The sequence below is a fragment of the Baekduia soli genome, from assembly GCF_007970665.1.
Taxonomy (GTDB): Bacteria; Actinomycetota; Thermoleophilia; order Solirubrobacterales; family Solirubrobacteraceae; genus Baekduia; species Baekduia soli.
The window spans coordinates 1,593,018-1,618,226 of the sequence record NZ_CP042430.1 but is presented as its reverse complement, the minus strand read 5'-3'; the positions used below and the strand labels follow the sequence as shown (position 1 = coordinate 1,618,226).

The following is a 25,209-nucleotide window of genomic DNA, read 5'->3' as shown; positions in this document are numbered from 1 at the left end:
GAAAACACCGGCGGATCCGTCGGCCCAGCACGTAACCCCGGCCTGCTCGATGGCAAGCGGACCGGCGTCACGGCGACTACGGAGTGGATTGGCGGTTATGCTGCCGCGACATTGAATCCGGGGGGTCCCTGTGTGAGGGGCTGAGAGGGCGCTTCCTAGCGTCGACCCGCCGAACCTGCTCTGGGTCATGCCAGCGAAGGGAGCCCGATGCCGTATCGCACGTCGTTTGTGGTCGAGACCGAGTGCCGCACGCAGATGCGTCTGGCGCGCGAGGGGATCGTCAGTGCGGAGATGCGCCGCGTGGCCGAGCGGGAGCATCTGGCCGAGCACGTCGTTCGTGGTGAGGTCGCACGGGGACGGATGGTCATTCCCGCCAACGTGCATCACGCGGCGCTGGACCCGATGGCCATCGGTCTGCGGGCTCGGGTCAAGATCAACGCCAACATCGGCAGCTCTCCGACGACCTCGTCGACGGACGAGGAGGTGACCAAGTTGGTGCTGTCGGAGCGCTGGGGGGCCGACACGGTCATGGATCTGTCGACGGGCAGGCACATCGACGCGACGCGCGAGGCGATCTTGGCTCGCGCGACGGTGCCGATCGGCACGGTGCCGATCTATCAGGCCATGGAGCGCGTCAACAGCGCCGAGGACCTCACGGCCGACCTGTTGTTGGAGGTCATCGAACACCAGGCCCGTCAGGGCGTGGACTATATGACCGTCCATGCGGGTCTGCTGCTGGAGCACCTGCCCCTGTGCCAGCACCGGGTCACCGGGATCGTTTCGCGCGGCGGGGGGCTGCTGGCGCGCTGGATGGTCCACCACCGGCGCGAGAACCCGCTCTATGAGGTCTTTGACGAGATCCTGGAGATCTGTCGCGCACATGACGTGACGATCTCGCTGGGCGACGGGCTGCGTCCCGGGTCGATCGCTGACGCCAGCGACGCGGCGCAGTTTGCCGAGCTGGCCACGCTCGGGGAGCTGACCGAGCGGGCCTGGGCACGCGATGTGCAGGTGATGGTCGAGGGCCCCGGGCATGTCCCGATCGACCAGCTGGAGATGAATGTGGCTCGCCAGCAAGAGGTCTGCCATCAGGCGCCGTTCTACACGCTCGGCCCGCTGGTGACCGACATCGCCCCGGGCTATGACCACATCACCTCGGCCATCGGGGCGGCCATCGTGGGCTGGCACGGCACCTCGATGCTCTGCTACGTCACGCCCAAGGAGCACCTCGGTCTGCCCGATGCCCAGGACGTCAAGCAGGGTCTGATCGCCTATCGCATTGCCGCACACGCCGCCGACCTGGCCCGCGGCAACCGCCGCGCCGCCCAGTGGGACCGCGAGCTCTCCCAGGCGCGCTTTGCGTTTGACTGGAACCGCCAATTCGAGCTGGCGCTGGACCCCGATACCGCGCGGTCGATGCACGACGCCACGCTGGCCGACGACTACTTCAAGACCGCCGAGTTCTGCTCGATGTGCGGCCCGAAGTACTGCCCCATGCACAACTTCCGCAACGTCGACTGGGAGGCCATCCAAGCCGTCGTCGCCGAGCGCAAGCACCAGCGTGCGCTGGCCACCGACTGACCCACAGCCCCTGTCCAGACTGCCCAACCGACCCCGTCTGCTGTTGCAGCACGTAGACGACGTCGACACCGTCACAGGCCGCGGCGAACGCCGCCACGAGTACACCCGATGAAACGACCTTCTCTGATCTCTGTTCTCGATGCCGATCCGGAGATGGGCGCCGGCCTGGATGGCGATGCGCGCGAGATCGCCCGCCGCCATGTGGTGGTGACCCTGCAGCGCCTGCCCACGGGATCGCTTGCCGCGAGGCTGCCCGAGCACGCAACCATCCCCCCGGCTGTCGGGCTTCTCGTTCTGGACGGCGTGATCACCCGCGACCTCCATCTGGCCAACCGGTCAACCACAGAACTCCTGGGCCAAGGCGACATCATCCGTCCCTGGGACGACGACGCGACCCGCGGATCGGGCACCGTCCGGGCGTCATGGACGGTGCTGGAGCCCGCCAGCGCCGTCGTTCTTGACCGGCGCTTTGCCGCGATCGCAGGACGCTGGCCGTCGATCTTGGACGTGCTGGTCCAACGCATGGTGCGCCGCTCACGACAAGTCTCCATGCAGTGCACCATCGCGCAGGTACCCCGGATTGACGCGCGGATCCTCACCCTGATGTGGATGCTGGCCGATCGCTGGGGTCGCGTGACGCCCCAGGGCGTCCACGTGCCACTTGAGCTGACCCACGAGACCATCGCCAAGCTCGTGGCCGCCCGCCGACCATCGGTGACCACCGCCATCGGGATCCTCACCAAGCAGGGAGATCTACAGCGCCACGACCACGGATGGCTACTGCACGGCGATCCACACACCACACTCCCTGAACTCCTGTGACCAAGCATGCCCCATTCTGCGCGCCCGTAGCGACACCGATGGGTCACCGACGAACAGCGTCACGGCCGGACGACCTGACGCTGGTCACTTCGGGCGATCGTACATCCACGTCCACACACTGATTCCGGCCTCCGCCGGTCCGTCGCCGGTCCAGGATCTTCGTGTCACGCGCGATCAGGCAGACCGACTGCTCGGCCAACAAGCCCGGCGGTACGAGCGTGAGCCAGTTCTGCTGGCAGCAGGTCGGCATCGAGCGGCTCGGCAAGACCGGCCTCACGCCGGCTGGGCAACGGGACCGCAGGGCAGGTCGACGCGATCGACCCGTCCGGCGCGGTCAACCACTTCGGCCCATGCACCGAGTCGACCGCTGCCGAGGGCACGTGCACGCTCAACAGGGATCGGATCTTGGAGATGGCGCCTGGGTGCCAGTCGCCTGAAGCGTTCGACGGGCCAGTACCACTTGACTGGACGAATGGTCGAGTTGCAGCGCAGCCTGGGAGACCGGTCCTGACCCTCGGCTCGGTGGGGCGTTGTAGATCCAGAGGCATCAAACCTCGGAATACAAGGCAAACCCGTCGTGAGGCGGGGACGCAAAGCCAGGGACCTTTCCTACGGAAGGTCGCCCAGTCACCCAGGAGCACCTCGTGAAGACCACGTACCTCGCGGCGGCCGCACTGTCCGCGGCGCTCGCCCTCCCGCTCGGTGTCGCCAACGCCGCCGGACCGCCCGCGACCCTCCCGGCGGCTGCGCAGGCCCATGCTCCCGCCGGACTGCCGTCGAGTCCGCCGTCCACCCCGGTCCAGCACCCGGCCGCCGACGGTCACCCGTCGCAGGGCGACCATCCCACCGGCACCGACAACCCCGGATCCACGCAGCTGGCGACGAACGCCCCCGCGTCGTCGGTCTCCTCGGGCGCTGGCGCGGCGACCACCGGTGCAGCGACCACGGCCTACGGCAGCTACTGCAAGGCGGCGTCCAAGAAGCACGTCGCCGGCCAGAAGGGCACGGCCTTCAGCCAGTGCGTGACCGCGTTGGCCAAGATCGCCTCCGGCAGTGCCGTCTCGCCGACAGCCGCGTGCAAGACGGCGTCCAAGAAGCACGTCGCCGGCCAGAAGGGCACGCCGTTCAGCCAGTGTGTCAAGGCCGCGGTGCGGCTCTTGGCCGACCGCCCGGACGAGACGACGCCGGCACCCGATCCCAGCACGACCGCTCCGGCCACGGCCGATCCCGCCACAAGCGACCCCAGCACGACTGACCCGGCGACCGCCGCGCCGCCCACCAGCACGGCGAGCTGACGCGCGTGAGCCCGACCGCGGCGACGGCCCGGCGCCGTCGCCGCGGCCCCCAGCCGACGCGGCGGCGCAGCCGCCTCGTCGGGGGCCTGATCGCCCTCTTCGGGGGGTTGCTCGTCTTCAGCGACAACGCTGCCGCCAGCCGACGCCTGATCGTGCGCTTCGATCCCGCCGCTCGTGCCGATCAACGCGTCGAAGCCCGCTCGCGTGCCGGTGCCGTCGCGCTCAAGGCGTTGGCGCTGCCCGGGGCCGAAGCGGTCCTCGCCGAGGACCCCGCCGGCGCACTGCGCGCGCTTCGCCGCGACCCGAGCGTGCGTTACGCAGAAGTCGACGAGCGCGTCGCCGTGACGACAGCGGCCCCCAACGATCCGGCGTTCTCGAGCCTGTGGGGACTGTCGAACACGGGCCAGACGATCAACGGCCAACCCGGGACGCCCGGGCAGGACATCCGCGCACTCGACGCGTGGGACCGCACACGGGGCGCCGGCGCCACCGTGGCCGTGCTCGACACCGGCGCCGACCTCACGATCGGCGACCTGGCCACCAACGCGTGGACCAACCCCGCCGAGATTCCCGGCAACGGCATCGACGATGACGCCGACGGCAAGGTCGATGACGTCCACGGCTGGAGCTTTGTCACCGACACCACCAACATCTCCGACGACAACGGCCACGGGACCCACGTCTCGGGCACCGCCGTCGCGGCCGCCGACAACCGCTCCGGTATCGTCGGCGTTGCGCCCCAGGCCAGATTGCTGACGGTCAAGGTGCTCGACGGTTCCGGCTCGGGCTACGTCAGCGCTGTCGCCGACGGCTTCGACTATGCCGCGCGCGAGGGCGCGCAGGTCGTCAACGCCAGCCTCAGCGGCACCACCGACAGCACCTACCTCCGTGACGCCATCAGCCGCCATCCCGACGTGATGCTGGTCACCGCGGCCGGCAACGACGCCGCCAACGTCGAGCAGACGCCGCACTACCCGTGCTCCTACACCTTGAGCAACGTTGTCTGCGTCGCCGCGTCGACCAACACCGGCGGCCTCGCATCGTTCTCCGATTTCGGCGCCACGAGCGTTGACCTCGGCGCGCCCGGTCAGGACATCCGTTCCTGGACACCAGGCGGGGGCCTGGTGTACATGAGCGGGACCAGCATGGCCAGCCCGCACGTCGCCGGCGCCGTCGCGCTGGCCAAAGCCCTCGCGCCCTCCGCGACCCCGTCGGCCATCCGCAGCGCCCTGATCGCCTCCGCCCGACCGACTGCCGACATGGCGGGACGGACCGTCGCCGGCGGCACGCTCGACGCATCAGCGTTGCTGTCGCTCATCTCCGGACAGGCCGCGGCCTCCATGCCTCTGCCCACCATCACCAGCATCCCGACCATCGCGGGCGAACCGGTGATTGGTCAGACGCTGACCGCCCAGGGCGGAAGCTTCCAGGACGCCACCAGCACCACGTGGAGCTGGCAGTCGTGCAGCCCGCAGGGCGATGACTGCCAGACGCTGACCAGTGCGACCGAGCCCACGTTGATCCTCGGCCCCGAGCTGTCCGGCCGGACGCTGCGGGCCGCGCTCAACGGGTCCAACGAAGCAGGCACCCGGCAGGCCTTCAGCACCTTGACCGGTTCCGTCTCGGCCCCCGTGCTGCCGTCCTCCCCGTCGCCGACAGCCGACCAACCGACCGAGACGCTCTCACCGTCCACGCTCATCTGGCCGACTCGTGATGCCGTGCCACGGCAGGCACTGCGCCCCTCCACCATCCGGCTGCTGATCGTGCGGCGAACTCATCCGCGAGGACGAACCGCCCTCCGCGTGGCGGGAACCTCCAGCACCGCCGGACGCCTGACCGTCCGCGTGTGCGCCCCCGGGGCGGCCAGAAGCTGCGCAACGATGCGAGGCAGATCGCGTCAAGGCTCGTGGACCTCGACGGTCGCCCTCGGCCCCAGGCTCCGCTCAGCACCAGCCCTGCTCGTCACCGCCACGCTGCGCCCACTGGCGCACGAAGCCTCAGCGATCGCTCGCCGCCGCGTTCGCACGCCGTGAACCATCGGGTCAATCGGGGGCCAGCACACCATCGAGATCGCGACGCCCGCAACCCGGGCGTCTGGCCCGCACGTCCGCGTGCCCCTGCCGGCCACCTCGCCGCCGCCACTCTCGCCGTCGACCCCGCGCGACGCCAGCAGCATCGACGTCACCGTCACCGACACGACGACGGACACGACCGTCAGCCTCGACCCCGTCGCCGTGTCCTGCCCATCGTCGTCCGTAACCACTCCAGCCGAGATCGACGCGCGCAACCGCTCCGGGTCAGGACCAGCGCAGAAGGCCGCCCGGCGGCTGGTGACGATCGGGTGGGAGGTCGCCTCGGTCCGCGCCTCGCGCGCGCACCCTTTGGGAGTGGTCCGTTGCTTCGCACCGTGCGTGCGATGCCGGTGACCTGCCTGCCCGCTCGGCCGCCGATCTTGCCCAACGTCTTGATGAGCCTGGGGCTTCAGCACCACCCAGCCTCCAAGGAGGCCCTCACCCGCCCTGGTCGCACGCCGGCAGCGCATCCAGACCATCGAGCGCGCCCGTCTGGTCAACCACCGCAACGCCCCGACCACGAGGATGAGCATCGCCGCGGGCCGGGCGCGCCCGACCACGCCCGCGACCAGATCGACCTGCTGCTGCGCTCCGCGCGCGCCTGAGCTCCGGCCACGAGTGCGTCGCCGTCGGTGCTGTGTCCCCGCCTTCGACGGCCTCCGCGCGGTCACCCGCCAGGATCAGACGCCCATGTATGCCCGCCGGACGGAGTCATCCGCCGCGAGCTCGTCGGACGTGCCTCGGGCGCTGACGTGGCCAGACTCGAGAATCACGGCTCGGTCCGCGAGCTCGAGACCCAGGTGCGTGTTCTGCTCAACAAGCAGGACGCTCAGCCCGGTGCGTCTCAGCGCGAGGATCACCTCGGCGACCTGATCGACCATGATCGGCGCCAGCCCGGTGGACGGCTCGTCCAGGAGCAGGAGCTTTGGCTCGGCCATGAGGGCGCGAGCGATGGCCACCATCTGCTGCTCACCGCCGCTGAGGGTTCCGGCGCGCTGACCGCGCCGCTCGGCGAGACGTGGGAACTCTTCGAAGACGCGGTCCATGCGCTCGCGCAGCACCGTGCGCGCCGGGTTGTCGGCAGCCCCCAGCTCGAGGTTCTCCAGGACGGTGAGGCTGCCGAACAGCTCGCGATCTTGCGGGACGTGACTGATGCCCGCGTGGACGATCTGGTGGGGCGGCACGCCCTGGATCTCGCTGCCATTGAACGTCACCGTCCCGCCAGCGACAGGCACGAGACCCGACACGGCGAGCAGGAACGTGGACTTCCCGGCGCCGTTGCGCCCGAGCAGGGCGACCATCTCCCCCTCGTCGACCGACAGCGAGACGCCGTGCAGCGCCTGTGCCTTGCCGTAGCGGACGATGAGATCGTCAACCTTGAGCATCGCGCCGGGCCCCCAGGTAGGCGGTGACCACGGATTCGTCGGCGGAGATCTCGGCCGGGGTGCCGTCGGCGATCTTGCTGCCGAAGTTCAGGACGGCGATCCTCGTGCACAGTCCCAGGACCATGCGCATGTTGTGCTCCACGAGGATGACCGTGATACCGCGGTCGCGAAGCTCCGTCACGACGCCCTCAAGCTCCTGCGTCTCCTCGATGTTGAGGCCGCTCGCCGGCTCGTCGAGGAGAAGCAGCCGGGGATCGGCGGCCAGGGCCATCGCCACCTCGAGGCGGCGCTGCTCGCCGGCGCTGAGATTGCCGGCCAGGACATCGCGACGTTCAGGAGCCAGCCCGACAAGCTCGAGCAACTCATGTGCACGGGCTCTCAGACGGCGCCGCTCAGCGCGATAGCCGGGCGTCTGGAAGATCGAGCTCAGTACGGAGTCCGATGCGTGCAGATGCTGCGTGTGGCGGACGTTGTCCAGCGCCGTGAAGGTGAAGAACACGTTGGTGAGCTGGAAGGTCCGCACGAGACCCTGGGATGCGCGCACCGACGGACGCAGCCGCTCCACCTCTCGGCCCTCGTAGCGGACCGTTCCCCCGGTGGGCCGCAGGAATCCGGTCAACAGATGCAACGTCGTTGTCTTGCCCGAGCCGTTGGGGCCGATCAGCCCGAAGATCTCCCCTTCGTCGACGCGAAGATCCAGGTCGTCGACGGCCAACAGACCGTCGAAGCGCTTCGTCAGCCCATGGGTCTCCAGCAGCGTCGTCACCCCAGATCACCCCGCGCGCCGGTCGCGGCGACTGCCCTCGTCCCGTCGGCCGACGTCGGCGACACGTCGGCGCCCGGCGGTCCCGGCGGCGGTGCAACGAGATCGATCAGCCTCACCACGCCGCTCTTCAGCGTCGGGTACAGGCCACGAGGCAGGAACACGGCGACGAAGAACAGGATGACCCCGAAGATCAGCAGTCGGCTCTCCTCGGAGATATTGCGCGAGATCTCGGTCACCGCCACGTAGAGACCAGCGCCCAGAATAGGGCCGCCCAGCGTCCCGGACCCGCCCACCACGACCATGATCAGGAACTCGAACATGAACGTGAGGTTGAAGAACGTCGGCGAGACATAGCCCAGCGTGTGCCCGTACAGTGCCCCCGCCAGCCCGCCGAGCGCCGCCGCCCCCGCGAAGGCCAGCGCGTACGTCGGCGCCACACGGATCCCGATCGACGCCGCGAGATGCTCCCCCTCCCTCAGGCTGTGTACGGCGCGACCGAACCGCGAGGCCGATACGCGCGACATGAGATAGACCACGACGACGAGGATCACCAGGACGAAGAAGTACTGCCGAGTCGGCGTGATGGCATCGAACCCCAGGAACGTCAAAGGCGGGATGCCGAGGATCCCGGCCTCACCGCCCGTGAAATTGAACTCCAGGCCGGCGACCGTGGCCAGCAGCACGCCGAGCCCCAGCGTGACCATCGCGAGCTCGAGGCCGCGATTGCGCTTGAGCACCACCAGACCCACGACGAGTCCGGCCAGCCCACTCATCAAGATGGCGCACAGCACACCGAGCCACACCGGGAAGCCCTCGTTGTAGGTCAGCTTTGCCGAGGCGTAGGCCCCGATACCCCAGAATGCCGCGTGGCCGAAGGAGAACTGACCCATGTGCCCGATGACGATGTCGAGGCTGAGCGCAGCGATGGCCACGACGACGAACGTCACCAGCAGGCTCACGTAGTAGTCCGTTCCCACGATCGACGGCGCGAGCAGAGCAAGGACGGCAACCACCACAACCGGGACCGCCGCGGCGATGCGCCTCATGCCGCGATGAGCGGGTTGGCGCGGCGCTGGCCGAACAGACCGTGGGGCCAGAGCAGCAGCACGACGATCATCGTCGCGTAGATGTAGGCCTCGCTGTAGGTCGATGATACGTACTGCCCGAACATCGCCCCGGTGATCCCGAACCACATGCCCACCACCACGGCGCCGCTGATGCTCCCGATCCCTGCCACGATCACCGTGGCGAAGCCGATCAGCAGCAGCGGCTGGCCGAGCGTCGGGGTCGCGTCAGACGTCAGGATCACGGCGACACCGGCCAGGCCAGCCAGGAGGGATCCGAGCGCGAGGGTGTAGTCGTAGACCCGTCGCGTGTTGATGCCCACCACCTGGGCACCGAACGTGTTCTCTCCGGTCGCCCGGGCCATGCGCCCGAACCGCGTCCGGGCCAGGAACAGGAAGAGCCCGGTCATCGCCGCCACCATGAGGATCAGCACGAGGATGCCCGACATCGGGATGTTCAATCCAAACGGATGGAACACGTGACGGTACGGGACCTTGATCCCTTTGGTATCGCTTCCGAGGACGGCGGTGGCACCCTCGACGAGCACGATGCTCAACGCCAGCGTGGTGAGCAGGACGTTCAGCTGCGAGCTCTTGACGACGGGCTGGACGGCGATCCGATTGACGACCGCCCCGATGACCCCGGCCGCGACCAGCGTGATCACGACCGATGGCCAGAACCCGAGCCCGACCTTGGCCATGAGCTCGTACATGCTCATCGCGCCGAGCATGGCCACCTCACCATGTGCCATGTTGATCACGCGCATGACCCCGAAGATCAGGCTCACCCCGCTGGCGAACAGCACGTAGATGGCACCATTGAGCACGCCGTTCCAGAGCTGCTGACCGAAGATGTGCCAATTCATGGAGTCATCTCATGGGATGGGTGTATTGAACGTGAGGGTACGGTGCCCTCCGCCCGGAACCTGCCGGATGGAGGGCACTCGACACGCGATGACGCCCTTCCGGCTCAGCAGGAGGCCTGACACGTCAGGGGAAGGGTCGCCCCGAGTCCGATCTTTCCGTTGGTGCTCTTGAGCAGGTACCAGTTCTTGGCGATGCGGTTGCCGTCGGGCCCGATCGTCACTGGGTCGCCATTGACGGTCTGGATCTTGATCTTGCGCAGCTCCGGGCCGAACTTGTTCGGATCGGTGGACTTGGCCAGATCCATGGCGGCGATCAAGGCCTTGCCGGCGGTATAACCGTTCTCGGCCAGCCATTCGGCATCGGTGCCGAATTTCGCCTTGAAATCTGTGGCGAACTTCTTCGCCGTGGCGCTCTCGTGACTGGGATCATTCACCCAGCCCGTTGAGCCGTAGACGTTGTTGCCATCCGCTCCGAGCGCGTCGGCCTCGGGCTGCAGGAAGGCCGCCTCGTTGATCACGATCGGCCCCTTGTAGCCGGCGGCCCGTGCGTCCTTGACACCGTTGACCACGATGTCGTGCCCGAAGATGCCCATGTAGAGCAGATCCGGCTTGCTGGCGACCGCCTTCGTGATCTGGACACGGTTGTTGGCCGAGGAGAACGGCGCGAAGATCGGGTTGGCAAACGTGATGCCGCCCTTCTTCTGAAAGACCTTCTTGAACATGTCGATGGTCAGCCGGTCGAACGCGGTGTCGGCGCCGATGAACTGGACCTTCTTGTACCCTTGGTCGGCGATCCACTGGCCCAGAGCGGTCAGGCCGCCCTCGCCCGGGACGCGCATGAGGATCGAACGGTCATACCCGTCCATCGTCTTACCGGCGCTGCCGCACACCGAGGCGATGACCGGCACGTTCTTCGTCCGCGCAACCTGCACGATGGCCGAGCACGCTGCAACCTCCTGCCCTCCGATGAGCGCGACGTTGCCATCGGCGATCGCCTTGCGTGCCGAAGGGATGAAGGTGTCAGCGGCATAGCCCTCGTCGTAGCGCTTGAGCACGATCTTCTTGCCCTGCACGCCGCCCTTGGCGTTCTGCTCGTCGAACGCGAGCTGGATGCCGTTGTTCTCGGCGTCGCCGAGGTCCTTGACGGGTCCTTCGGCCCAGTTGATGGCCGCGACCTTGACCGTGCCGCCCCCACCGCCGCCGCCGCCCGAGCCGCCCGAAGAGGATGAGCTCGAGCCGCCGCACCCGGCCGCCATGAGCGCAACGGTCGCAGCAGTAACCGACAACACGGTCGTTGGACCGGTTCGCAGACGCATAAGAGCAATCCCTCTTCTGTTCGAACGGTGAATGCACCGACCGTGGAGGGCGCAGTGCGCCGCCTCCGGTAAGCACCTTCGAGGCATACGACTTCATGGACCACGCCTCGATCTCGAGGCTATGCCCGCTCCGAATCGCAAGTCAAGGAGCACCGGACCCGATCAGCAGTTCCACTAGTCAGCAACGTGCAGAATGCCCGGACAGCAGTTCGGCGACCGACACCGGTAGCCGGGAGCGATTCAACGATCGACAGATGTCGCGGCACCACCCGGAGCGCTTGAGATGCTTGGGCGGTCAGCGGGGCGGCTGCTGATACGTTCCGCCCGCCCCGGGGCTCGGACCGACCTCGGGTATGACCGTCCCGGACATGGGAGCACGATGCAGAGCAGCGCAGACGGGTTCTTTGCCGCCTCCGACATCGGAGGTACGTTCACTGACACGGTGGTCGCCGACAGCAACGGCGCGGTCCGCCGGTTCAAGGCGCCCACGACCCCGGACGACCTCGTTCGCGGCGTCCTGTCGACCTTCGAGCTGGCCGCCGGCGAGCTCGGCCTTTCGGTGCAGGAGTTCATCGGGCGCCTCCGGGTGTTCTCCCACGGGACGACCGTCGCGACGAACGCGCTGATCGAGCGGCGCGGGGCACGGACCGGCGTCATCCACACGGCGGGCTTCGGCGACACGCTGTTCATCATGCGCGGCTACAAGGGGTTCGGCCTCGACGAGGACGAGCTCAAGGACTTCCGGCACTTCGTCAAGAAGCAGCCGCTCCTAGGGCGTGAGCTGGTCCGGGAGGTGTCCGAGCGCGTCGACGCGAGAGGCCGTGTGCTGATCGAACTCGACGAGGCGGGCACGCGCGTGGCGATCCGTGAGCTCGTCCAGGCCGGCGTCGACTCGATCGCGGTATGCCTGCTTTGGTGCACGGCCCACCCCGCGCATGAGCAGCGCGTGGCCGAGCTCATCCGCGAGGAGGCGCCGCACATCTACGTCTCGACCTCGTCCGAGGTGCTCGCCCGGATCAACGAGTACGCGCGCGGCGTGACCACGGTCGTCAACGCCTACCTCGGCCCACTCGTGAGCCGTGTCACGGCGTCGATCACCGGCCGCCTGACGGACGAGGGCCTCGCGCACGAGCCGCTGCTCATGCAGTCCAACGGCGGCGTGACGTCGGTGTCACGCGCCGGTGAGCATCCGGTGTCGTTTCTGCTGTCCGGCCCTGTCGGTGGGGTCGTCGGCTCGCGCTACGTCGCTGACACGATCCGTGAGCCCAACGTCGTGACGACGGACATGGGCGGTACCAGTTTCGACGTCGGCCTCGTCGTCGACGGCCGGCCGCTGCTGCAGTCAAGCTCCTTCATCGACAACCAGCCGATCGGCATCCCGACGGTGGCCGTCGAGACGGTCGGGGCGGGCGGCGGCAGCATCGCGCGGGTAGAGGGCGGGGCGCTCATGGTCGGCCCGACGAGTGCGGGAGCGGTCCCCGGGCCGGCCTGCTACGGCGCAGGCGGCACCGAGCCGACCGTCACCGACGCCGACGTGGTGCTCGGCTTGATCAACCCCGACTCCTTCCTGGGCGGGCGCAAGCGACTGGATCGAGATGCTGCGGTGGAGGCGGTCCGCTCGCGCGTCGCCGTGCCCCTCGGCATCACCGTCGAGGACGCGGCCGAGGGCATCAAACGCATCGTCGATGCCCGTATGGCCGACCTGATCCGCACCGTCACCGTGCACAAAGGCTTCGACCCACGTGAGTTCGCGCTCGTGGCGTTCGGCGGCGCGGGCCCGGTCCATGCCTACTCCTACGGCGCCGGCCTCGGGGTCAAGAAGATCATCGTCCCGGTGACGGCGTCCGTGCACTCGGCCTTCGGCATCCTGGCCTCCGACCTCGTCGTGACGCGCGAGCTCTCGCGCTCGTTCATGACTCCGGCGGGAACGTCGGACGCCGCGCCCTATGTCGACGCGTCCGACGTCAACGCGATCGTCGGCACCCTGGAGCGGGATGCCGTTGCGCTGCTCGAAGAGCAGGGCCTGGGCGCCGACGACATCAGGATCGACCGCTTCGTCGACATGCACTTCCGCTTCCAGATCCACGAGCTGACGGTGGAGATCCCGCACTTCCCGCTCGAGCCCCCGCACCTCGACCTTCTCGTCCAGCACTTCGTGCGCGACTACGAGCTGCGCTTCGGCGAGGGCTCCGCGTTCACCGCCGCCGGCGTCGAGTTCGTCAACTGGCGCGTGGTGGCCACCGGCCGGCTCTCGCGGCCCGCCTTCCGGGAGACGTCCCAGAGCGGCGGCACCGCCGTCGCGCCGATCCGACGGGACCGGATGTACGAGGGAGGCTGGCAGGACGCCGACGTCTACGACGAGGGCGCGCTGCAGGTGGGCGCGCACCTCAACGGCCCCGCCATCGTCGAGATGAAGGACACGAACATCGTCATCGGCCCCGGACAGGTGGGCAACGTCGACGATCACGGCAACGTCGTCATCACCCCGCGGACCTAGGGAGAACGTCATGGCTTCACTGGACACCACCACGGTCGACCCCATCACCTACGAGGTCATCTCGCACCGTCTCTGGTCGATCAACGAGGAGGGTGCGACGACGATCGTCCACGCCTCGGGCTCGCCGGTCGTCCACGCGACCGACTACAACTTCGGGATCTACTCGGCCACGGGCGAGCTCGCCGTCTCGGGCGTCTTCTACACGATCCCCATCTACGTCATGCAAATGGTGATCGCCGAGGTCCTCGATCGGTTCCCCGACGACGTCGGTCCCGGCGACGTGTTCGTCACCAACGACCCGTTCATCGCGGGGATCCATCAGTCTGACGTCCAGTTCGTCGCCCCGTTCTTCCATGATGGTGAGCTGGTCGCCTGGACAGGATGCATGGCCCACCTGATGGATGTCGGCGGCATGCTCCCCGGATCCTGGTGCCCCGGAGCCACCGAGGTCTTCCAGGAGGGCATGCTCATCCCGCCCGCGCGGATCGTGACCGGCGGCGACCTGAACCGCGGGCTGTGGGACATGATCCTGTCCAACTCACGACTCCCGGCCATGGTCGCCAACGACATGTCCGCCTTCCTGTCGGCCCATCGCGTCGCGCAGGCGCGACTGACCGAGGCCATCGACGTGTACGGAGCCGCGGCGGTCATCCAGACGATGGAGACGTCGATCGACCGCACCGAGCAGCAGATGCGCGAGTGGCTGCTCGAGCTGCCTGACGGTCGCTTCCAGCACCAGGTCTTCATCGACCACGACGGCCACGAGAACCGGCTGTTCAAGATCAACTGCACCCTCATCAAGGAGGGCGACCGGATGATCTTCGACTTTCACGGCTCCGATGACGCCATCGTCGGTCTCGGCAATGCGAGCCGGTCGGGGACCTACGGCTCGATCGGCTCGGCGATCCTCGGCATCTTCGGCTCGCGGCTGCCGTGGAACGGCGGTCTGGTCCGGATGCTCGAGGTCCGTTCGCCTGACAACTCGGTGGTGAGCGCCGAGAAGCCCATGCCGATCTCGGCCGGCTCGACCGGCGCCGCCTACCTGGTGGAGTGCCTGGCGCTGACCTGCTTCGGCAAGATGCTGGCCTTCTCGGAGAAGTACCAGGACTACGTCTGTGGTCCCGCGGACGGCTCGTGGCTGCTGACGGTGCTCGGCGGCAAGAACCAGTTCGGCGAGGCGTACGCGGCGATGCCGATGGACGCCCTCGGATGGGGCGGTCCGGCGTTCCGGTTTCGCGACGGCGTCGACACCGGCGGGGCGATGTTCGTCCCAGGCGGCGGCTTCAACGACGTCGAGCTGACCGAGAGCCGTGACCCCCTGCTCTTCCTCTGGCGACGCGAGAACCTCGACTCCGGCGGCGCCGGTCGCCAACGCGGCGGTAACGGCATGGACATCTGCTTCTCCCTGTACGACACCGACGAGCCCAGCAAGGTCGCCGGCGCGCTGCAGGGGATGGTCGTGCCCAACACCGTCGGGGTCTTCGGCGCCTATCCCGGAGCCACCTCGCACTACGAGCAGGTCAAGGGCTCGACCTGGCGCCGCCAGTTCGCCCGCGACGGTCACGTCGCCGAGATCAAGGCGATCGAAGGCGAGCACTTCGTGCCCGAGGCCAAGGCGACGCTGGTCATGCAGCCCGAGGACGTCTTGCACCTGCTGACCCAGAACGCCGGCGGATACGGGGATCCGCTGGAGCGCGACCCACAGCGTGTCCTGGCCGACCTCATCGGCGGCAGCGTAAGCGCCCCGTACGCCGCCGCCGTCTACGGCGTCGTCATGACCGAAGGTCCAGAGGTGGACGGGACCGCGACGGCCGCCAAGCGCGACGAGATCCGTGCGCACCGTCTTGCCTCCGCGCAGAACCTGCAGCCGCACTACGACACCCGCGATGACCTTCCTGTCGCGGCCCGATGGGCCGACACGCTGATCCTGCTGCGAGACGGAGAGCAGATTCTCGTCCAGTCGGCGTCGAGCGGTGCAGTGCTCGGACCCCTCGGGGAGAACTGGCGCGACGTCGCACCCTGGCGCTCGGTCCCGGCGGCGGAGGTCGGGCCGGGCGTCGTGCTCGACGAGCGCCTGGAACTGCTCCAGTACCTGGACCCGCTCACCGGTCGCTCGCTGTGGATGGATGTGCACCTCAAGGGCGACCCGCTGCCCGTCGACTTTGTCCTGCCGGCGTCGGTCCTGGCGGGCGACGCTTGACCGACGCCGCACCGTCGGAAGATCCCGGGCCGAAACTGCGGGGTCTCAAGGTCATCGACTGCGCCACGCTGTTCGCGGGACCGATGATCGAGACCCTGCTCGGCGACTTCGGCGCCGATGTCCTCGAGGCCGAGCATCGTCTGGCGAAGGGCTGCGCACGATGAGCACGACCCCCCGAGGGCCACTCGCTGCAGTGGGCGTTCGTCGCCCGGAACAACGCTGTGTGACGGCGGAGCTCTCGGCGCCCGAGGGGTCCGAGCTGATCTCCGACCGCTGCACGAGTTGGGAGTGATCTGTGTGAAGGGACGCATCGCCTTTTCGCCTGGGCCGAACACGCCGTTTGAGATCGACGAGTTTCCGGTGCTCAGGCCCGAGCCCGACCAGGTGCTCGTGCGCGTGCTGGCTGCGGGGATCTGCGGCTCCGACGTGCACATGTACCGTGGTGAGCTCGGGATGCTGACCGCGCTGCCGTGCGCGTCGGGGCACGAGATGATCGGCGAGATCGTCGAGCTCGGCGAGCGGCGCAAGCGCGACACGCTGGGCCGCGAGCTGCGTGAGGGCGATCGGGTGGCCTATGCGTACTTCCGGGTCTGCGATGGCTGCCCGACCTGCGCTGCGGGCTCGGTGGCCTGTCCCAACCGCTACGCGGTGCGTGCGCCGTTGACCGTGTATGACCCGCCGCACTTCCACGGTGCGTTCGGCGACTACTACGTGCTGCGCGAGGGCCAGTGGATCTACAAGCTGCCCGAGGCGACCAAGACCGAGCACGCCGTTCCGGCCAACTGCGCGATCGCCCAGGCTCTGGCCGGTGTGCACGCCGGCCAGATCCGCTTCGGCGACACCGTCGTCGTCCAGGGCCTCGGCGGTCTGGGCATCTATGCCGCCGCGCTGGCCCGCGACTCGGGCGCGGGCCTGGTCATCGGGATCGACATGGTGCCCGAGCGCCTCGAGCTGGCCCGGCGCTTCGGTGCCCACGAGACCATCGACATCTCGCAGCTGACCTCGCCCGAGGAGCGGATCGCCGAGATCCAGCGGCTGACGGGCGGCGCCGGGGCCGACGTCGTGATCGAGATGGCGGGCGTGCCCGCCGTCGTGCCCGAGGGCATCCAGTCCATGCGCGCCGGCGGCCGCTATGTGCTCATCGGCAACACGATGGCCGACCGTGCGACCGAGGTCGTGCCCCAGCAGATCGTGCGCTCCAACCGCACGTTGGTCGGGATCGTCAACTACGAGCAGTGGATGCTGCCGCGCACGCTGGACTGGCTGGCCCGGCGCCGCGACGAGCTGCCGTTCGACGACCTCGTCTCCCAGGTCTATCCCCTGGAGCAGATCAACGACGCCATCACGGCGTCTGACTGGGCGGGCTCGAAGGCCAACCTCGGCCGCGCGCTCATCTCCATGACGGCATGAGCCGGGACGGCCGCGCGGCCCGCGTGATCCCAGAACTCGGCGTCGGCAGCCTGGCTCGTGCGAATGTCATGCGCACCACAGCGGCCCGCGGAACCGCCAGCCGCGGGCGCGGCTGACACGTCACTGCGACGCCGACGGCGTAGCCGCCGCCACGCGGCAACCCCACCCGCTCGGCGGTCGACGGGTCGGCGTGACGCACGACGCGCGCCACCACGCGCTGGTCACCGTCGATGAGCCGCGCGATGTTCGTCGCATCCGCGACCACCACGACGATGAGGTGCTCCTCGCCGGCCAGCGAGCCGGTGACGATCTCCTGCACCGTCGGATGCGCCCGCTCACCCGCGCGCCCGCTCGCCCCCGACATCGATCGCCGGCGATCCGCGGCGCGTCCGGCAGCGGCCGAAGGCCTCCTTGAGGATCACCGGCGTGTGGGGGAAGTGCCGCACGCTCATGCCGGTCGGCGATCGCGCTCGTGCGTGTGAACCGCGGGTCGGGTCAGGATGGGTCGGGGTTCCGCAGATCCTGCTGGAACGTGGTGGCGCCGCCGCGCCCGAACGAGATCACCAGACCGGCGACCGTGCTCGGGTGTCATATGCGGGCCTGGTTCTCGATGGACACCGCCCCGGCAGCCGTGAAGCCCTTCTTGATGAGATCGTTCTCCTCGGTGTCCGGCCTCGCGCCGCCCCAGCCAGCCATGCCGAGCGTGCGCCTCAGCGGGCGTCCGTTGGCGTCGTGGGCCTGCCAGGTGCGGGCACGGGTCTCGACCACTCGCTCGGCGATCATGTCCATCGCCGTCCCGAGGTCCGATCGGCGCGGACGTCGTGTCCACCCCGCTCGATGTCGGTGCGCACACCCCGTCGTGCGTCCACCGTGACCTCGATCGACGTCATCGCGCGACAGGCTGCCGTACAGCGCGTTGCCGGCCAGCAGCAGCGCGCCGCCCTCCCCTGCGAACTGCTCCTGGCCCGTGCGTCGCGCGGAGGCCGGCGCGAAGCGGCCGAAGCGCAGCAGTTCCATGGGCCCAGGTCGGCCAGCACCGCCCGGTGGCGGGAAGGAGCCGGAAGACGCCGCAGCGCGGCCTCTGGGCCCCCACGCCACCGCAAGTGCCGGTAGCTCCGCAGGGCCTCCACCCACAAGATCGGAGCACCCTATGGCTTCCAGGACAGATCAGCGCTCCGCGCGGCCCGCCGACGGCCGTCCGCCGGCAGCCGACGACGTCACTGGCCCCGATGCTCAGCCTTGCGCGAAGCGGGCAATCACCTCACGACGAGGCCGAAGGCCCAAGCCGGGGCGGTCCAGATCCGGCACGAGGCATCCCTCCTGTGGCGACAGCGTGCCGTCGAACAGCATCGACTCGAGCCGAACATGGTCGTGGAAGTACTCCAGGTGGGCCAGCGGTTGCACGGCGGTGCAGGCGTGGGCGCTGATGGCCGGCGCGCAGTGCGCCGAGAACGGCACCTGGTGGGCCTGGCACAGCGCTCCGACGCGCAGCAGGCCGGTGATGCCTCCGCAGCGCGTGACGTCGGCCTGCTGGACGTCGACGGCCGTGACCATGTCGCGGAAGTAGGGCAGGTCGAAGCCGTACTCCCCCGCCGCGATCGCCATGCCCCCCGGCGCGCGGCGGCGCAGCAACGCGAGGCCCTGCAGGTCGTCGGAGGACACCGGCTCCTCGAAGTAGCGCACGTCGAAGCCGGCGTAGACCTCGGCCCAGCCCAGGGCGGCGTTGCGGTCGAAGGCGCCGTTGGCGTCGACGAACAGTTCGACGTCGGGCCCGATCGCGTCGCGGGCGACCTGCAGGCGCTGGCGGTCGCGCTCGGGCTCACGCCCGAGCTTCATCTTGACGCGCCCGATGCCGTCGGCCGCCCAGCCGCCCAGCTGCCGGGCCAAGCGCGCGTCGGAGTAGGAGCAGAAGCCGCCCGAGCCGTAGATCGGCACACGGTCGTGTACGCGGCCCAGCAGCGAGCACAGCGGGAGCTCCAGGGTCTGGGCGGCGAGGTCCCACAGCGCCACGTCCACCGCCGAGATCGCCATGGCCGACGGGCCGACCCCGCCGAAGTTGCGCACCGCCCGCCGCATCGCCAGCCACGAGGCCGGCACGTCGAGCACCGGACGTCCCGCCACGACCGCCGCCAGCTGACCCTCGATGATCGCGGCGATCGCCGGCGGCCCGTAGCTGAGGCCCAGGCCGCTGCAGCCGCCGCCGTGGGCCTCGACCAGGACCACCGTCGTGGCGTCCCACGCCAGCGTCCCGTCGGACTCGGGCGCGTCGGTCGGGACCGTGCACACCGTGACGTCGAGCGTGCCGACCGTCGCGCGAACGGCCGCGCCGCTCATCGGCCCGACCCGCCGGCCCGGGCGCCCGCGACGGCGCGAGGCGTCGTGCGCGGCGCACGGGCCACCCGCTTGTCGCCCAGCCGCTGCGCCAGCCGGGAGGCCAGCGCCATGATCGTCAGCGCCGGGTTGGCCGCACCCTCGGTCGGCATGACGCTGCCGTCGCAGACGAAGAGGTTGTCGATCCCCCACGCGCGGTGGTCGGAGTCGATGACGCTCTCCTCAGGCGTCGTGCCCATGCGGCAGCCGCCGACCAGATGGGCGTAGCGATCGACGCGCAGCGTGTCCTGCGCTCCCGCCGCCTCCCATACGCGCTCCAGCACGTCGGCGCCATAGGCGATGTTGGCCCGGTCGTTGTCGCACTGGGTGTAGTCAAAGCGCGCGACCGGCATGCCGTGCGCGTCGACCTCGTCGGCCAGCGTGACGCGGTTGCGCGCCTGGGGCAGCAGCTCGCACAGCAGCCCGAGCGTCGTCCAGTGGTTGTAGTCGCGCATGTACTCGCGCAGCCCGTGTCCCCAGTGGCCGTCGGCCACCACGTGCTCGGCCCAGCCGATCGGCAGCGGGCCGACCGTCTGGATCGAGAAGCCGCGCGCGAAGCCGCGCGACGGGTCGGTCTCGTAGAACTGCTCGGAGGAGATCTCCGGCGGCGGCGCCTTGTACTGGCGCAGCGGCTCGGGGAAGCGTCCGGCGATCTGCGTGGCGCCCTGGACCATGATGTAGCGCCCGACCTGGTCGTGGCCGTTGGCCAGCCCGTCGGGGTGACGGGCGCTGTGGGAGTTCAGCAGCAGCCGCGGCGTCTCGATCGCATAGCCGCAGACCGCGACCGCGGCGGCACGCTGGAAGCGCTGGCGGCCCTCGTGCTCGTAGGTCACGCCGGTGCAGCGCCCCGAGGACGGGTCGGTCTCGACGCGGAGCGCGTGGGCGTCGGCCCGCACCTCGACGCCGTGCTCGATCGCGTCGGGGAGGTGGGTCACGTAGGGCGACGCCTTGGCGTTGACCTTGCAGCCCTGCAGGCAGAAGCCGCGGTAGATGCAGTGCGGGCGGTTGCCGAAGGTGCCGTTGGGGATGCCCACCGGCCCGATGCGGACCTCGATCCCGGCGCCGATCATGCCGCGGCGCGCCTGGTCGGCGGCGCCGGAGATCGGGTGCGGCGCATGGGGATAGCGGTGCGGATCGCCCCACGGCCAGTCCTGGCCGGCGACCGGCAGCTCGCTCTCGACGCGCTCGTAGTGCGCCTTGAGGTCGGCATAGGAGATCGGCCAGTCGGCGCCGACGCCCTCGCGCGTGCGGGTGTCGAAGTCCGAGGGATGGAAGCGGGGCGTGTAGCCCGCGTAGTGGATCATCGAGCCGCCGACGCCGTGGCCGGAGTTGTTCTTGCCCAGCTCCACCGGGTCCTCCCCGCCGATGACGCGCGGTGCGGTCCAGTAGATCTTGTGCTGGCCGGCTTCGTCAGAGACCCAGTCGGCGTCGGGATCCCAGAACGGCCCCGATTCGATGATGGCGATCCGCCACCCGCGCCGGGCCAGGCGCTGAGCGAGCACCGACCCTCCGGCGCCGGCGCCGACGATGAGCAGGTCGATCTCGTCGTCGTCGGCGAAGCGCTGCATCCGCTCGCGACCGGGGATGGCCCGCCGGTGGACGTCCAGCAGGAACGCCGAGTCGTTGTCCTTGGGGAAGCGGGAGCCCTTGGCGAGCCGACGCCGGTCCTCACCGCTCACCGCAGACCTCGCCGTGAGACGTCGGTGACCGGGTCCAGGCCGAAGGCCTCCTCGGCCTCGAAGGGCTCGCGGCCGCGCGGGCCGGGCGCCAGGCGCATATAGCCGCGCGGGTAGGCCGGTCCGCCGAAACCGATCTCGTTCCATGCCCACGGGTGCGAGTAGAACTCCGCCAGCGCGGCCCGTGTCACGACCGACCAGGCGGTCGATGGCGCGATCCGCTCCCACACCCCGCCGGCCAGATCCCCGCGCGAGAACGCGTCGACGATGTCGTACTGCGTGCCGTCGGGGGCGGTGGCGAAGTCGTTGGCGCCGAGGCGCCGAGCCGCCTCGTCCAGCCCGGCGGCGACCAGGCGCCAGGTGACGGGGTCCTCGGGCATCCCCGCGTGGCGGTAGCCGTCGAGCTTGCCCTCGTGCATCTTCTTGTCGACCATCTCCAGCACGGGGATCCGCGGCTCATGGTCCTGCGCCAGCAGGAGATCCAGGAAGGGGCGCAGGCAGCGCACCTCCTCATCGGTGAAGAACCGGATCGGCGGGACCTCGTGCACCCGCTTCAGGACGACCGCGCGGGTGACCTCGTCCCAGTGCTCGGCCTCGGCCAGCACGTCGAAGTCGGGATAGCGCCCGTGACCCTGCGGGGTGGTGCCCCGGCGCTGGCGCGGCAGGCCTGCGGGGTCAGCGGCCGGGCGTCCGGCGCGGTTGTGAGGCAGATGGTCGGCGCCCGCAAACGAGTGAGCCATCTAGTGCTCCCTCCGTGCGGCCGCGGCCGCCAGGCCCATGCCGCCGATGAGCGTCAGCGAGCCGGGCGCAAGCGCCGGCGGCCCCATGACGAGGTTGTAGGTGGCCTCCTTGAAGCCGCCCGGCTTGCGCGCCGCGCCACGCAGGTGGAAGAACACGCCGAGCGCGCCGTCCAGGAAGAACACCGCCGAGACCGCCGGCAGCACCGTGCGCGCCGCCCGCTCGTTGACGACGCCCGCGATGCCCGCCGCCGCCAGCGCCGGCGAGAGGAGGACCGGCGTCCACATCCACTTGTTGCCGAACGACCCGCCGTAGTGGTTCATGTAGATCTCGGCGCCCATCGGCAGCGCGGTGGCCGCGGTGGCCGCGGCCAGCATCCGCTGCATGCGCCCGCGGCGAAAGTTGCGCACCATCCGGCGCCTCGCACTCATCGGGTCACGAACTCCGCGAGCTTGCCCTTGACCGAGCCCTTGATGATCCGCCCGGCATGCGGCTCGCCGGCGCGCAGGGCGCTGGCCAGGCCCTTGGCCTGCTCGAAGCGGATGTGCGGTGGCAGCGGCGGGACCTCCGGGTCGGTGATGACCTCCAGGAGCGCGGGCCTGCCGGCGCCCAGGACCTCGTCCCAGGCCGCGCCCAGATCCTCGGGCCGGTCGACGCGCACGCCGTGCAGGCCGAGCATCCGGGCGTACTCGGCATACGGGAAGTCGGGCAGCGCCTGGGACGCCTCGAGCCTGGGGTCGCCCGACATCACCCGCTGCTCCCAGGTGACCTGGTTGAGGTCGTTGTTGTGCAGGACCACCACGACCAGCTGCTGATTGGACCAGCACTTGGCGTAATGAGCGAGGTCGATGAGCGCCGCGTTGCCGATCATCTGCATGGCGCCGTCGCCGCTCGACGCGATCACGGGCCGGTCCGGAAAGGCGAACTTCGCCGCCAGCGCGTAGGGCAGCGCCGGGCACATCGTCGCCAGCGTGCCGCTCAGCGCGGCGTCCATCCCCTTGCGCATGCGCAGGTGCCGAGCCCACCAGTTGGTGGCCGAGCCCGAGTCCGTCGTCAGGATGCAGTTATCGGGCAGCCGCTTGCTGAGCTCGTGGAAGACTCGCTGCGGGTTGACCGGGTCGGCCGACTGATGGGCGCGCTCGTCCAGGATGGCCCACCACCGCTCGACGTTCTCCTCGATGCCCTGCCGCCAGGAACGGTCCTCCTTGCGCTCCAGCCGGCCGATCAGCGCGCGCAACGTCTCAGTCGCGTCGCCGACGAGGTTGACCTCCATCGGATAGCGCATCCCGACCAGCCGCTGGTCGATGTCGATCTGCACGCCGCGCGCCGAGCCCGGCTCGGGCAGGAACTCCGCATACGGGAAGCTCGACCCGACCATGAGAAACGTGTCGCAGCCCTCCATCATGTCGTAGGAGGGCTTGGTGCCCAGCAGCCCGATCGAGCCCGTGACGTAGGGGAGGTCGTCGGGCACCACCGCGCGGCCGTTGAGCGCCTTGGCCACACCGGCGCCCAGCAGCTCGGCGACCTGCTCGACTTCGGCGGCCGCGCGCTTGGCGCCCTGCCCGACGAGGATCGCGACCTTCTCGCCGGCGTTGAGGATCTCGGCGGCGCGTTGCAGCTGGCTGTCGTCGGGGCCGATGTGGACGCGGCCGGCCGCCACGTCGGAGGAGAAGACGGCGCCGTGCTCCCGCGGCGGCTCGGAGTAGGCCATCTCCTGGACGTCGTTGGGCACGATGATGCACGTCGGCGTCCGCGAGGCCTTGGCGACCCTGATCGCGCGATCGACCAGGTGGGGCATCTGCTCGGGGACCATGCAGACCTGCACGAACTCCGACGCGACGTCCTTGTAGAGCGAGGTGAGGTCGACCTCCTGCTGGTAGTTGGATCCCAGGCCCATCCGCGCCTGCTGCCCCACGATGGCCACGACCGGCTGGTGGTCGAGCTTGGCGTCGTACAGGCCGTTGAGCAGATGGATCGCGCCGGGACCCGACGTGGCCATGCAGACTCCCACCTCCCCGGTGAACTTCGCATGAGCACATGCGGCGAAGGAGGCGATCTCCTCGTGGCGGACCTGGGTGAAGGCGATGCGGTCGCCCACCTCGTGAAAGGCGCCCAGGAAGCCGTTGATACCGTCGCCGGGGTAGCCGTAGATGCGCTTGATGCCCCAGTCGGCGAAGCGGTTGAGAGCGAACTGCGCAACGGTGCGGCTGGCCATGAGGGCTCCTTTTCGGACAGACGGTCACGTGTGGGACTCCCCGGCGGCCGGCCCGGCGGGACGGCGACCGTCATCTCGATGACGGCGACGCCGTGCGCCGAGGATTGAGGCTTGCGGGCCGCGGGTGGCCGGACGCGGCGGTGACTTCTCAGGGCCGACCGTCGGTCGTCTGGTGGATGCCCTGCATCGGCCTGGGGCTCGATGGGCGCCCGCGACCGGGCTCATCGCAGACCCTGGCATGGACGGGGTCCCGGCTCGCCGACACCGTCGGACCGCCGCTGCGCCGGCGCCACGACGCCGCCTGGCGGTCGGTCCCCGCAGACGCCACCAGGACCGTGGTCCGTGGGGCCGGCTGGCGCGGGGCGTCGCGCGATGGCAAGCTGCGCCGATGGGCGTCATCGAGGATCGCTTGGACGAGCTGGGCCTGCGGCTTCCGGCGCCCCCCGCCGCGCCCGCCGGCCAGCGGCTGCCGTTCGAGCTCGTGCGCGTCCACGGCGACCTGGCGTTCGTTTCGGGTCACGGTCCGTTCGACGGCGCGCGGCTGCTGACCACGGGCCGGGTCGGCGGCGAGGTCTCCCCCGAGCAGGGCTACGACGCGGCCCGCGCCACCGCCCTCTCCATGCTCGCCTCGCTGCGCCAGGAGCTCGGCGACCTGGACCGCGTGGCGGCATGGGTCAAGGTGCTCGGCTTCGTCACCTGCGCCGAGGGCTACACGGCGACGCCGGCCGCCATCAACGGCTTCAGCGACCTGATCCTGCAGCTGTGGGGCGACGCCGGCCGCCACGCGCGCTCGGCGATCGGCGCCGGCGAGCTGCCGTTCGGGATGCCCATCGAGGTCGAGGCCGTCGTGGCGCTGGCCTGACGCCGAGGCGGCGGGGTCCGGGGTCTCCACGGCCGGCCGGCGGGGACGTACCGTCGGACGACCCGCAGGCCGCC

The 25,209-nt window shown here is 69.7% G+C and carries 20 protein-coding genes, 1 pseudogene and 2 riboswitches; of the genes and pseudogenes, 9 read left to right on the top strand and 12 right to left on the bottom strand.

What is annotated here, in order from left to right:
* The first annotated feature begins 108 nt into the window (after window positions 1-108).
* Window positions 109-217, top strand: a riboswitch (TPP riboswitch).
* From thiC to FSW04_RS07445, 4 genes are all read left to right on the top strand, one after another.
* The gene (gene thiC / locus FSW04_RS07460; protein ID WP_148673247.1) at window positions 208-1,581 is read left to right on the top strand and encodes a phosphomethylpyrimidine synthase ThiC; all 1,374 of its coding nucleotides are present in this window, start codon (window positions 208-210) and stop codon (window positions 1,579-1,581) included. Its footprint overlaps the riboswitch before it by 10 nt.
* Window positions 1,582-1,689: 108 nt before the next feature.
* Entirely contained in the window at window positions 1,690-2,403 is a 714-nt protein-coding gene (locus FSW04_RS07455; RefSeq protein WP_146917881.1) for a Crp/Fnr family transcriptional regulator, read from the top strand.
* A 555-nt stretch (window positions 2,404-2,958) separates the two neighbouring features.
* A riboswitch (cyclic di-GMP riboswitch) is annotated at window positions 2,959-3,038 on the top strand.
* Window positions 3,039-3,047: 9 nt separating this feature from the next.
* On the top strand, window positions 3,048-3,698 hold the full coding sequence (locus FSW04_RS07450) for a hypothetical protein (protein ID WP_146917879.1): 651 nt from the start codon (window positions 3,048-3,050) through the stop codon (window positions 3,696-3,698).
* Window positions 3,699-3,703: 5 nt separating this feature from the next.
* A complete protein-coding gene (locus FSW04_RS07445) occupies window positions 3,704-5,731 on the top strand; it encodes a S8 family peptidase (protein WP_187369328.1) in 2,028 nt (675 codons plus the stop codon).
* 719 nt (window positions 5,732-6,450) lie between these two features.
* Here the strand turns inward: FSW04_RS07445 and FSW04_RS07440 are convergent.
* The 5 genes from FSW04_RS07440 to FSW04_RS07420 all read right to left on the bottom strand — a co-directional run bounded on the left by FSW04_RS07440 (window position 6,451) and on the right by FSW04_RS07420 (window position 11,107).
* Window positions 6,451-7,155: an ABC transporter ATP-binding protein gene (locus tag FSW04_RS07440; RefSeq protein WP_146917874.1), complete on the bottom strand. Its 705-nt coding sequence runs from the start codon at window positions 7,153-7,155 to the stop codon at window positions 6,451-6,453.
* Window positions 7,142-7,921 (bottom strand): ABC transporter ATP-binding protein, encoded by a 780-nt coding sequence (locus FSW04_RS07435; protein WP_146917872.1) that lies wholly within the window; start codon window positions 7,919-7,921, stop codon window positions 7,142-7,144. Before FSW04_RS07435 ends, FSW04_RS07440 begins: the two co-directional genes overlap by 14 nt.
* Window positions 7,918-8,967, bottom strand: a complete 1,050-nt coding sequence (locus tag FSW04_RS07430; protein WP_146917870.1) for a branched-chain amino acid ABC transporter permease — start codon at window positions 8,965-8,967, stop codon at window positions 7,918-7,920. Before FSW04_RS07430 ends, FSW04_RS07435 begins: the two co-directional genes overlap by 4 nt.
* Complete coding sequence (locus FSW04_RS07425; RefSeq protein WP_146917868.1) at window positions 8,964-9,851, bottom strand: branched-chain amino acid ABC transporter permease; 888 nt, start codon at window positions 9,849-9,851, stop codon at window positions 8,964-8,966. Before FSW04_RS07425 ends, FSW04_RS07430 begins: the two co-directional genes overlap by 4 nt.
* A gap of 104 nt (window positions 9,852-9,955) precedes the next feature.
* Entirely contained in the window at window positions 9,956-11,107 is a 1,152-nt protein-coding gene (locus FSW04_RS07420) for an ABC transporter substrate-binding protein (protein ID WP_187369327.1), read from the bottom strand.
* Between the two features lie 439 nt (window positions 11,108-11,546).
* Between FSW04_RS07420 and FSW04_RS07415 the strand changes: the two genes are divergently transcribed.
* The 4 genes from FSW04_RS07415 to FSW04_RS07400 all read left to right on the top strand — a co-directional run bounded on the left by FSW04_RS07415 (window position 11,547) and on the right by FSW04_RS07400 (window position 17,274).
* Entirely contained in the window at window positions 11,547-13,664 is a 2,118-nt protein-coding gene (locus tag FSW04_RS07415; protein WP_146917863.1) for a hydantoinase/oxoprolinase family protein, read from the top strand.
* A gap of 10 nt (window positions 13,665-13,674) precedes the next feature.
* Window positions 13,675-15,864, top strand: coding sequence for a hydantoinase B/oxoprolinase family protein (locus FSW04_RS26910; RefSeq protein ID WP_146917861.1), 2,190 nt, complete (start codon window positions 13,675-13,677; stop codon window positions 15,862-15,864).
* On the top strand, window positions 15,861-16,028 hold the full coding sequence (locus tag FSW04_RS26905; protein ID WP_228430981.1) for a CoA transferase: 168 nt from the start codon (window positions 15,861-15,863) through the stop codon (window positions 16,026-16,028). The genes FSW04_RS26910 and FSW04_RS26905 overlap by 4 nt, the downstream gene beginning before the upstream one ends.
* A 196-nt stretch (window positions 16,029-16,224) precedes the next feature.
* Complete coding sequence (locus tag FSW04_RS07400; protein WP_187368951.1) at window positions 16,225-17,274, top strand: zinc-binding dehydrogenase; 1,050 nt, start codon at window positions 16,225-16,227, stop codon at window positions 17,272-17,274.
* Here FSW04_RS07400 and FSW04_RS07395 read toward each other — a convergent pair.
* The 7 genes and pseudogenes from FSW04_RS07395 to FSW04_RS07365 all read right to left on the bottom strand — a co-directional run bounded on the left by FSW04_RS07395 (window position 17,255) and on the right by FSW04_RS07365 (window position 24,273).
* A complete protein-coding gene (locus FSW04_RS07395) occupies window positions 17,255-17,593 on the bottom strand; it encodes a hypothetical protein (RefSeq protein WP_146917854.1) in 339 nt (112 codons plus the stop codon). The two genes, FSW04_RS07400 and FSW04_RS07395, sit on opposite strands and share 20 nt — an antisense overlap.
* Window positions 17,594-17,778: 185 nt before the next feature.
* Window positions 17,779-18,117, bottom strand: a pseudogene (locus FSW04_RS27795) (formate dehydrogenase); the annotation flags it as partial.
* Window positions 18,118-18,507: 390 nt separating this feature from the next.
* Complete coding sequence (locus FSW04_RS07385) at window positions 18,508-19,608, bottom strand: enolase C-terminal domain-like protein (RefSeq protein ID WP_146917850.1); 1,101 nt, start codon at window positions 19,606-19,608, stop codon at window positions 18,508-18,510.
* Window positions 19,605-21,323, bottom strand: coding sequence for a GMC family oxidoreductase (locus FSW04_RS07380; protein ID WP_187369515.1), 1,719 nt, complete (start codon window positions 21,321-21,323; stop codon window positions 19,605-19,607). Before FSW04_RS07380 ends, FSW04_RS07385 begins: the two co-directional genes overlap by 4 nt.
* The gene (locus tag FSW04_RS07375; RefSeq protein WP_146917846.1) at window positions 21,320-22,060 is read right to left on the bottom strand and encodes a gluconate 2-dehydrogenase subunit 3 family protein; all 741 of its coding nucleotides are present in this window, start codon (window positions 22,058-22,060) and stop codon (window positions 21,320-21,322) included. Before FSW04_RS07375 ends, FSW04_RS07380 begins: the two co-directional genes overlap by 4 nt.
* The gene (locus FSW04_RS07370) at window positions 22,061-22,489 is read right to left on the bottom strand and encodes a hypothetical protein (protein ID WP_146917844.1); all 429 of its coding nucleotides are present in this window, start codon (window positions 22,487-22,489) and stop codon (window positions 22,061-22,063) included.
* Window positions 22,486-24,273, bottom strand: a complete 1,788-nt coding sequence (locus tag FSW04_RS07365; RefSeq protein ID WP_146917842.1) for a thiamine pyrophosphate-requiring protein — start codon at window positions 24,271-24,273, stop codon at window positions 22,486-22,488. Before FSW04_RS07365 ends, FSW04_RS07370 begins: the two co-directional genes overlap by 4 nt.
* A gap of 388 nt (window positions 24,274-24,661) precedes the next feature.
* On the opposite strand from FSW04_RS07365, the gene FSW04_RS07360 reads away from it, so the two are divergent.
* A complete protein-coding gene (locus tag FSW04_RS07360) occupies window positions 24,662-25,135 on the top strand; it encodes a RidA family protein (RefSeq protein WP_146917840.1) in 474 nt (157 codons plus the stop codon).
* Window positions 25,136-25,209 lie beyond the last annotated feature (74 nt).

Excerpts from the sequence above, each read along its gene's own strand:
- thiC (WP_148673247.1), top strand. The coding sequence starts at position 208 with ATGCCGTATCGCACGTCGTTTGTGGTCGAGACCGAGTGCCGCACGCAG.
- FSW04_RS07455 (WP_146917881.1), top strand. The coding sequence starts at position 1,690 with ATGAAACGACCTTCTCTGATCTCTGTTCTCGATGCCGATCCGGAGATG.
- FSW04_RS07440 (WP_146917874.1), bottom strand. The coding sequence starts at position 7,155 with ATGCTCAAGGTTGACGATCTCATCGTCCGCTACGGCAAGGCACAGGCG.
- FSW04_RS07430 (WP_146917870.1), bottom strand. The coding sequence starts at position 8,967 with ATGAGGCGCATCGCCGCGGCGGTCCCGGTTGTGGTGGTTGCCGTCCTT.
- FSW04_RS07425 (WP_146917868.1), bottom strand. The coding sequence starts at position 9,851 with ATGAATTGGCACATCTTCGGTCAGCAGCTCTGGAACGGCGTGCTCAAT.
- FSW04_RS07420 (WP_187369327.1), bottom strand. The coding sequence starts at position 11,107 with ATGGCGGCCGGGTGCGGCGGCTCGAGCTCATCCTCTTCGGGCGGCTCG.
- FSW04_RS07415 (WP_146917863.1), top strand. The coding sequence starts at position 11,547 with ATGCAGAGCAGCGCAGACGGGTTCTTTGCCGCCTCCGACATCGGAGGT.
- FSW04_RS26910 (WP_146917861.1), top strand. The coding sequence starts at position 13,675 with ATGGCTTCACTGGACACCACCACGGTCGACCCCATCACCTACGAGGTC.
- FSW04_RS07385 (WP_146917850.1), bottom strand. The coding sequence starts at position 19,608 with ATGAGCGGCGCGGCCGTTCGCGCGACGGTCGGCACGCTCGACGTCACG.
- FSW04_RS07375 (WP_146917846.1), bottom strand. The coding sequence starts at position 22,060 with ATGGCTCACTCGTTTGCGGGCGCCGACCATCTGCCTCACAACCGCGCC.
- FSW04_RS07370 (WP_146917844.1), bottom strand. The coding sequence starts at position 22,489 with ATGAGTGCGAGGCGCCGGATGGTGCGCAACTTTCGCCGCGGGCGCATG.
- FSW04_RS07365 (WP_146917842.1), bottom strand. The coding sequence starts at position 24,273 with ATGGCCAGCCGCACCGTTGCGCAGTTCGCTCTCAACCGCTTCGCCGAC.
- FSW04_RS07360 (WP_146917840.1), top strand. The coding sequence starts at position 24,662 with ATGGGCGTCATCGAGGATCGCTTGGACGAGCTGGGCCTGCGGCTTCCG.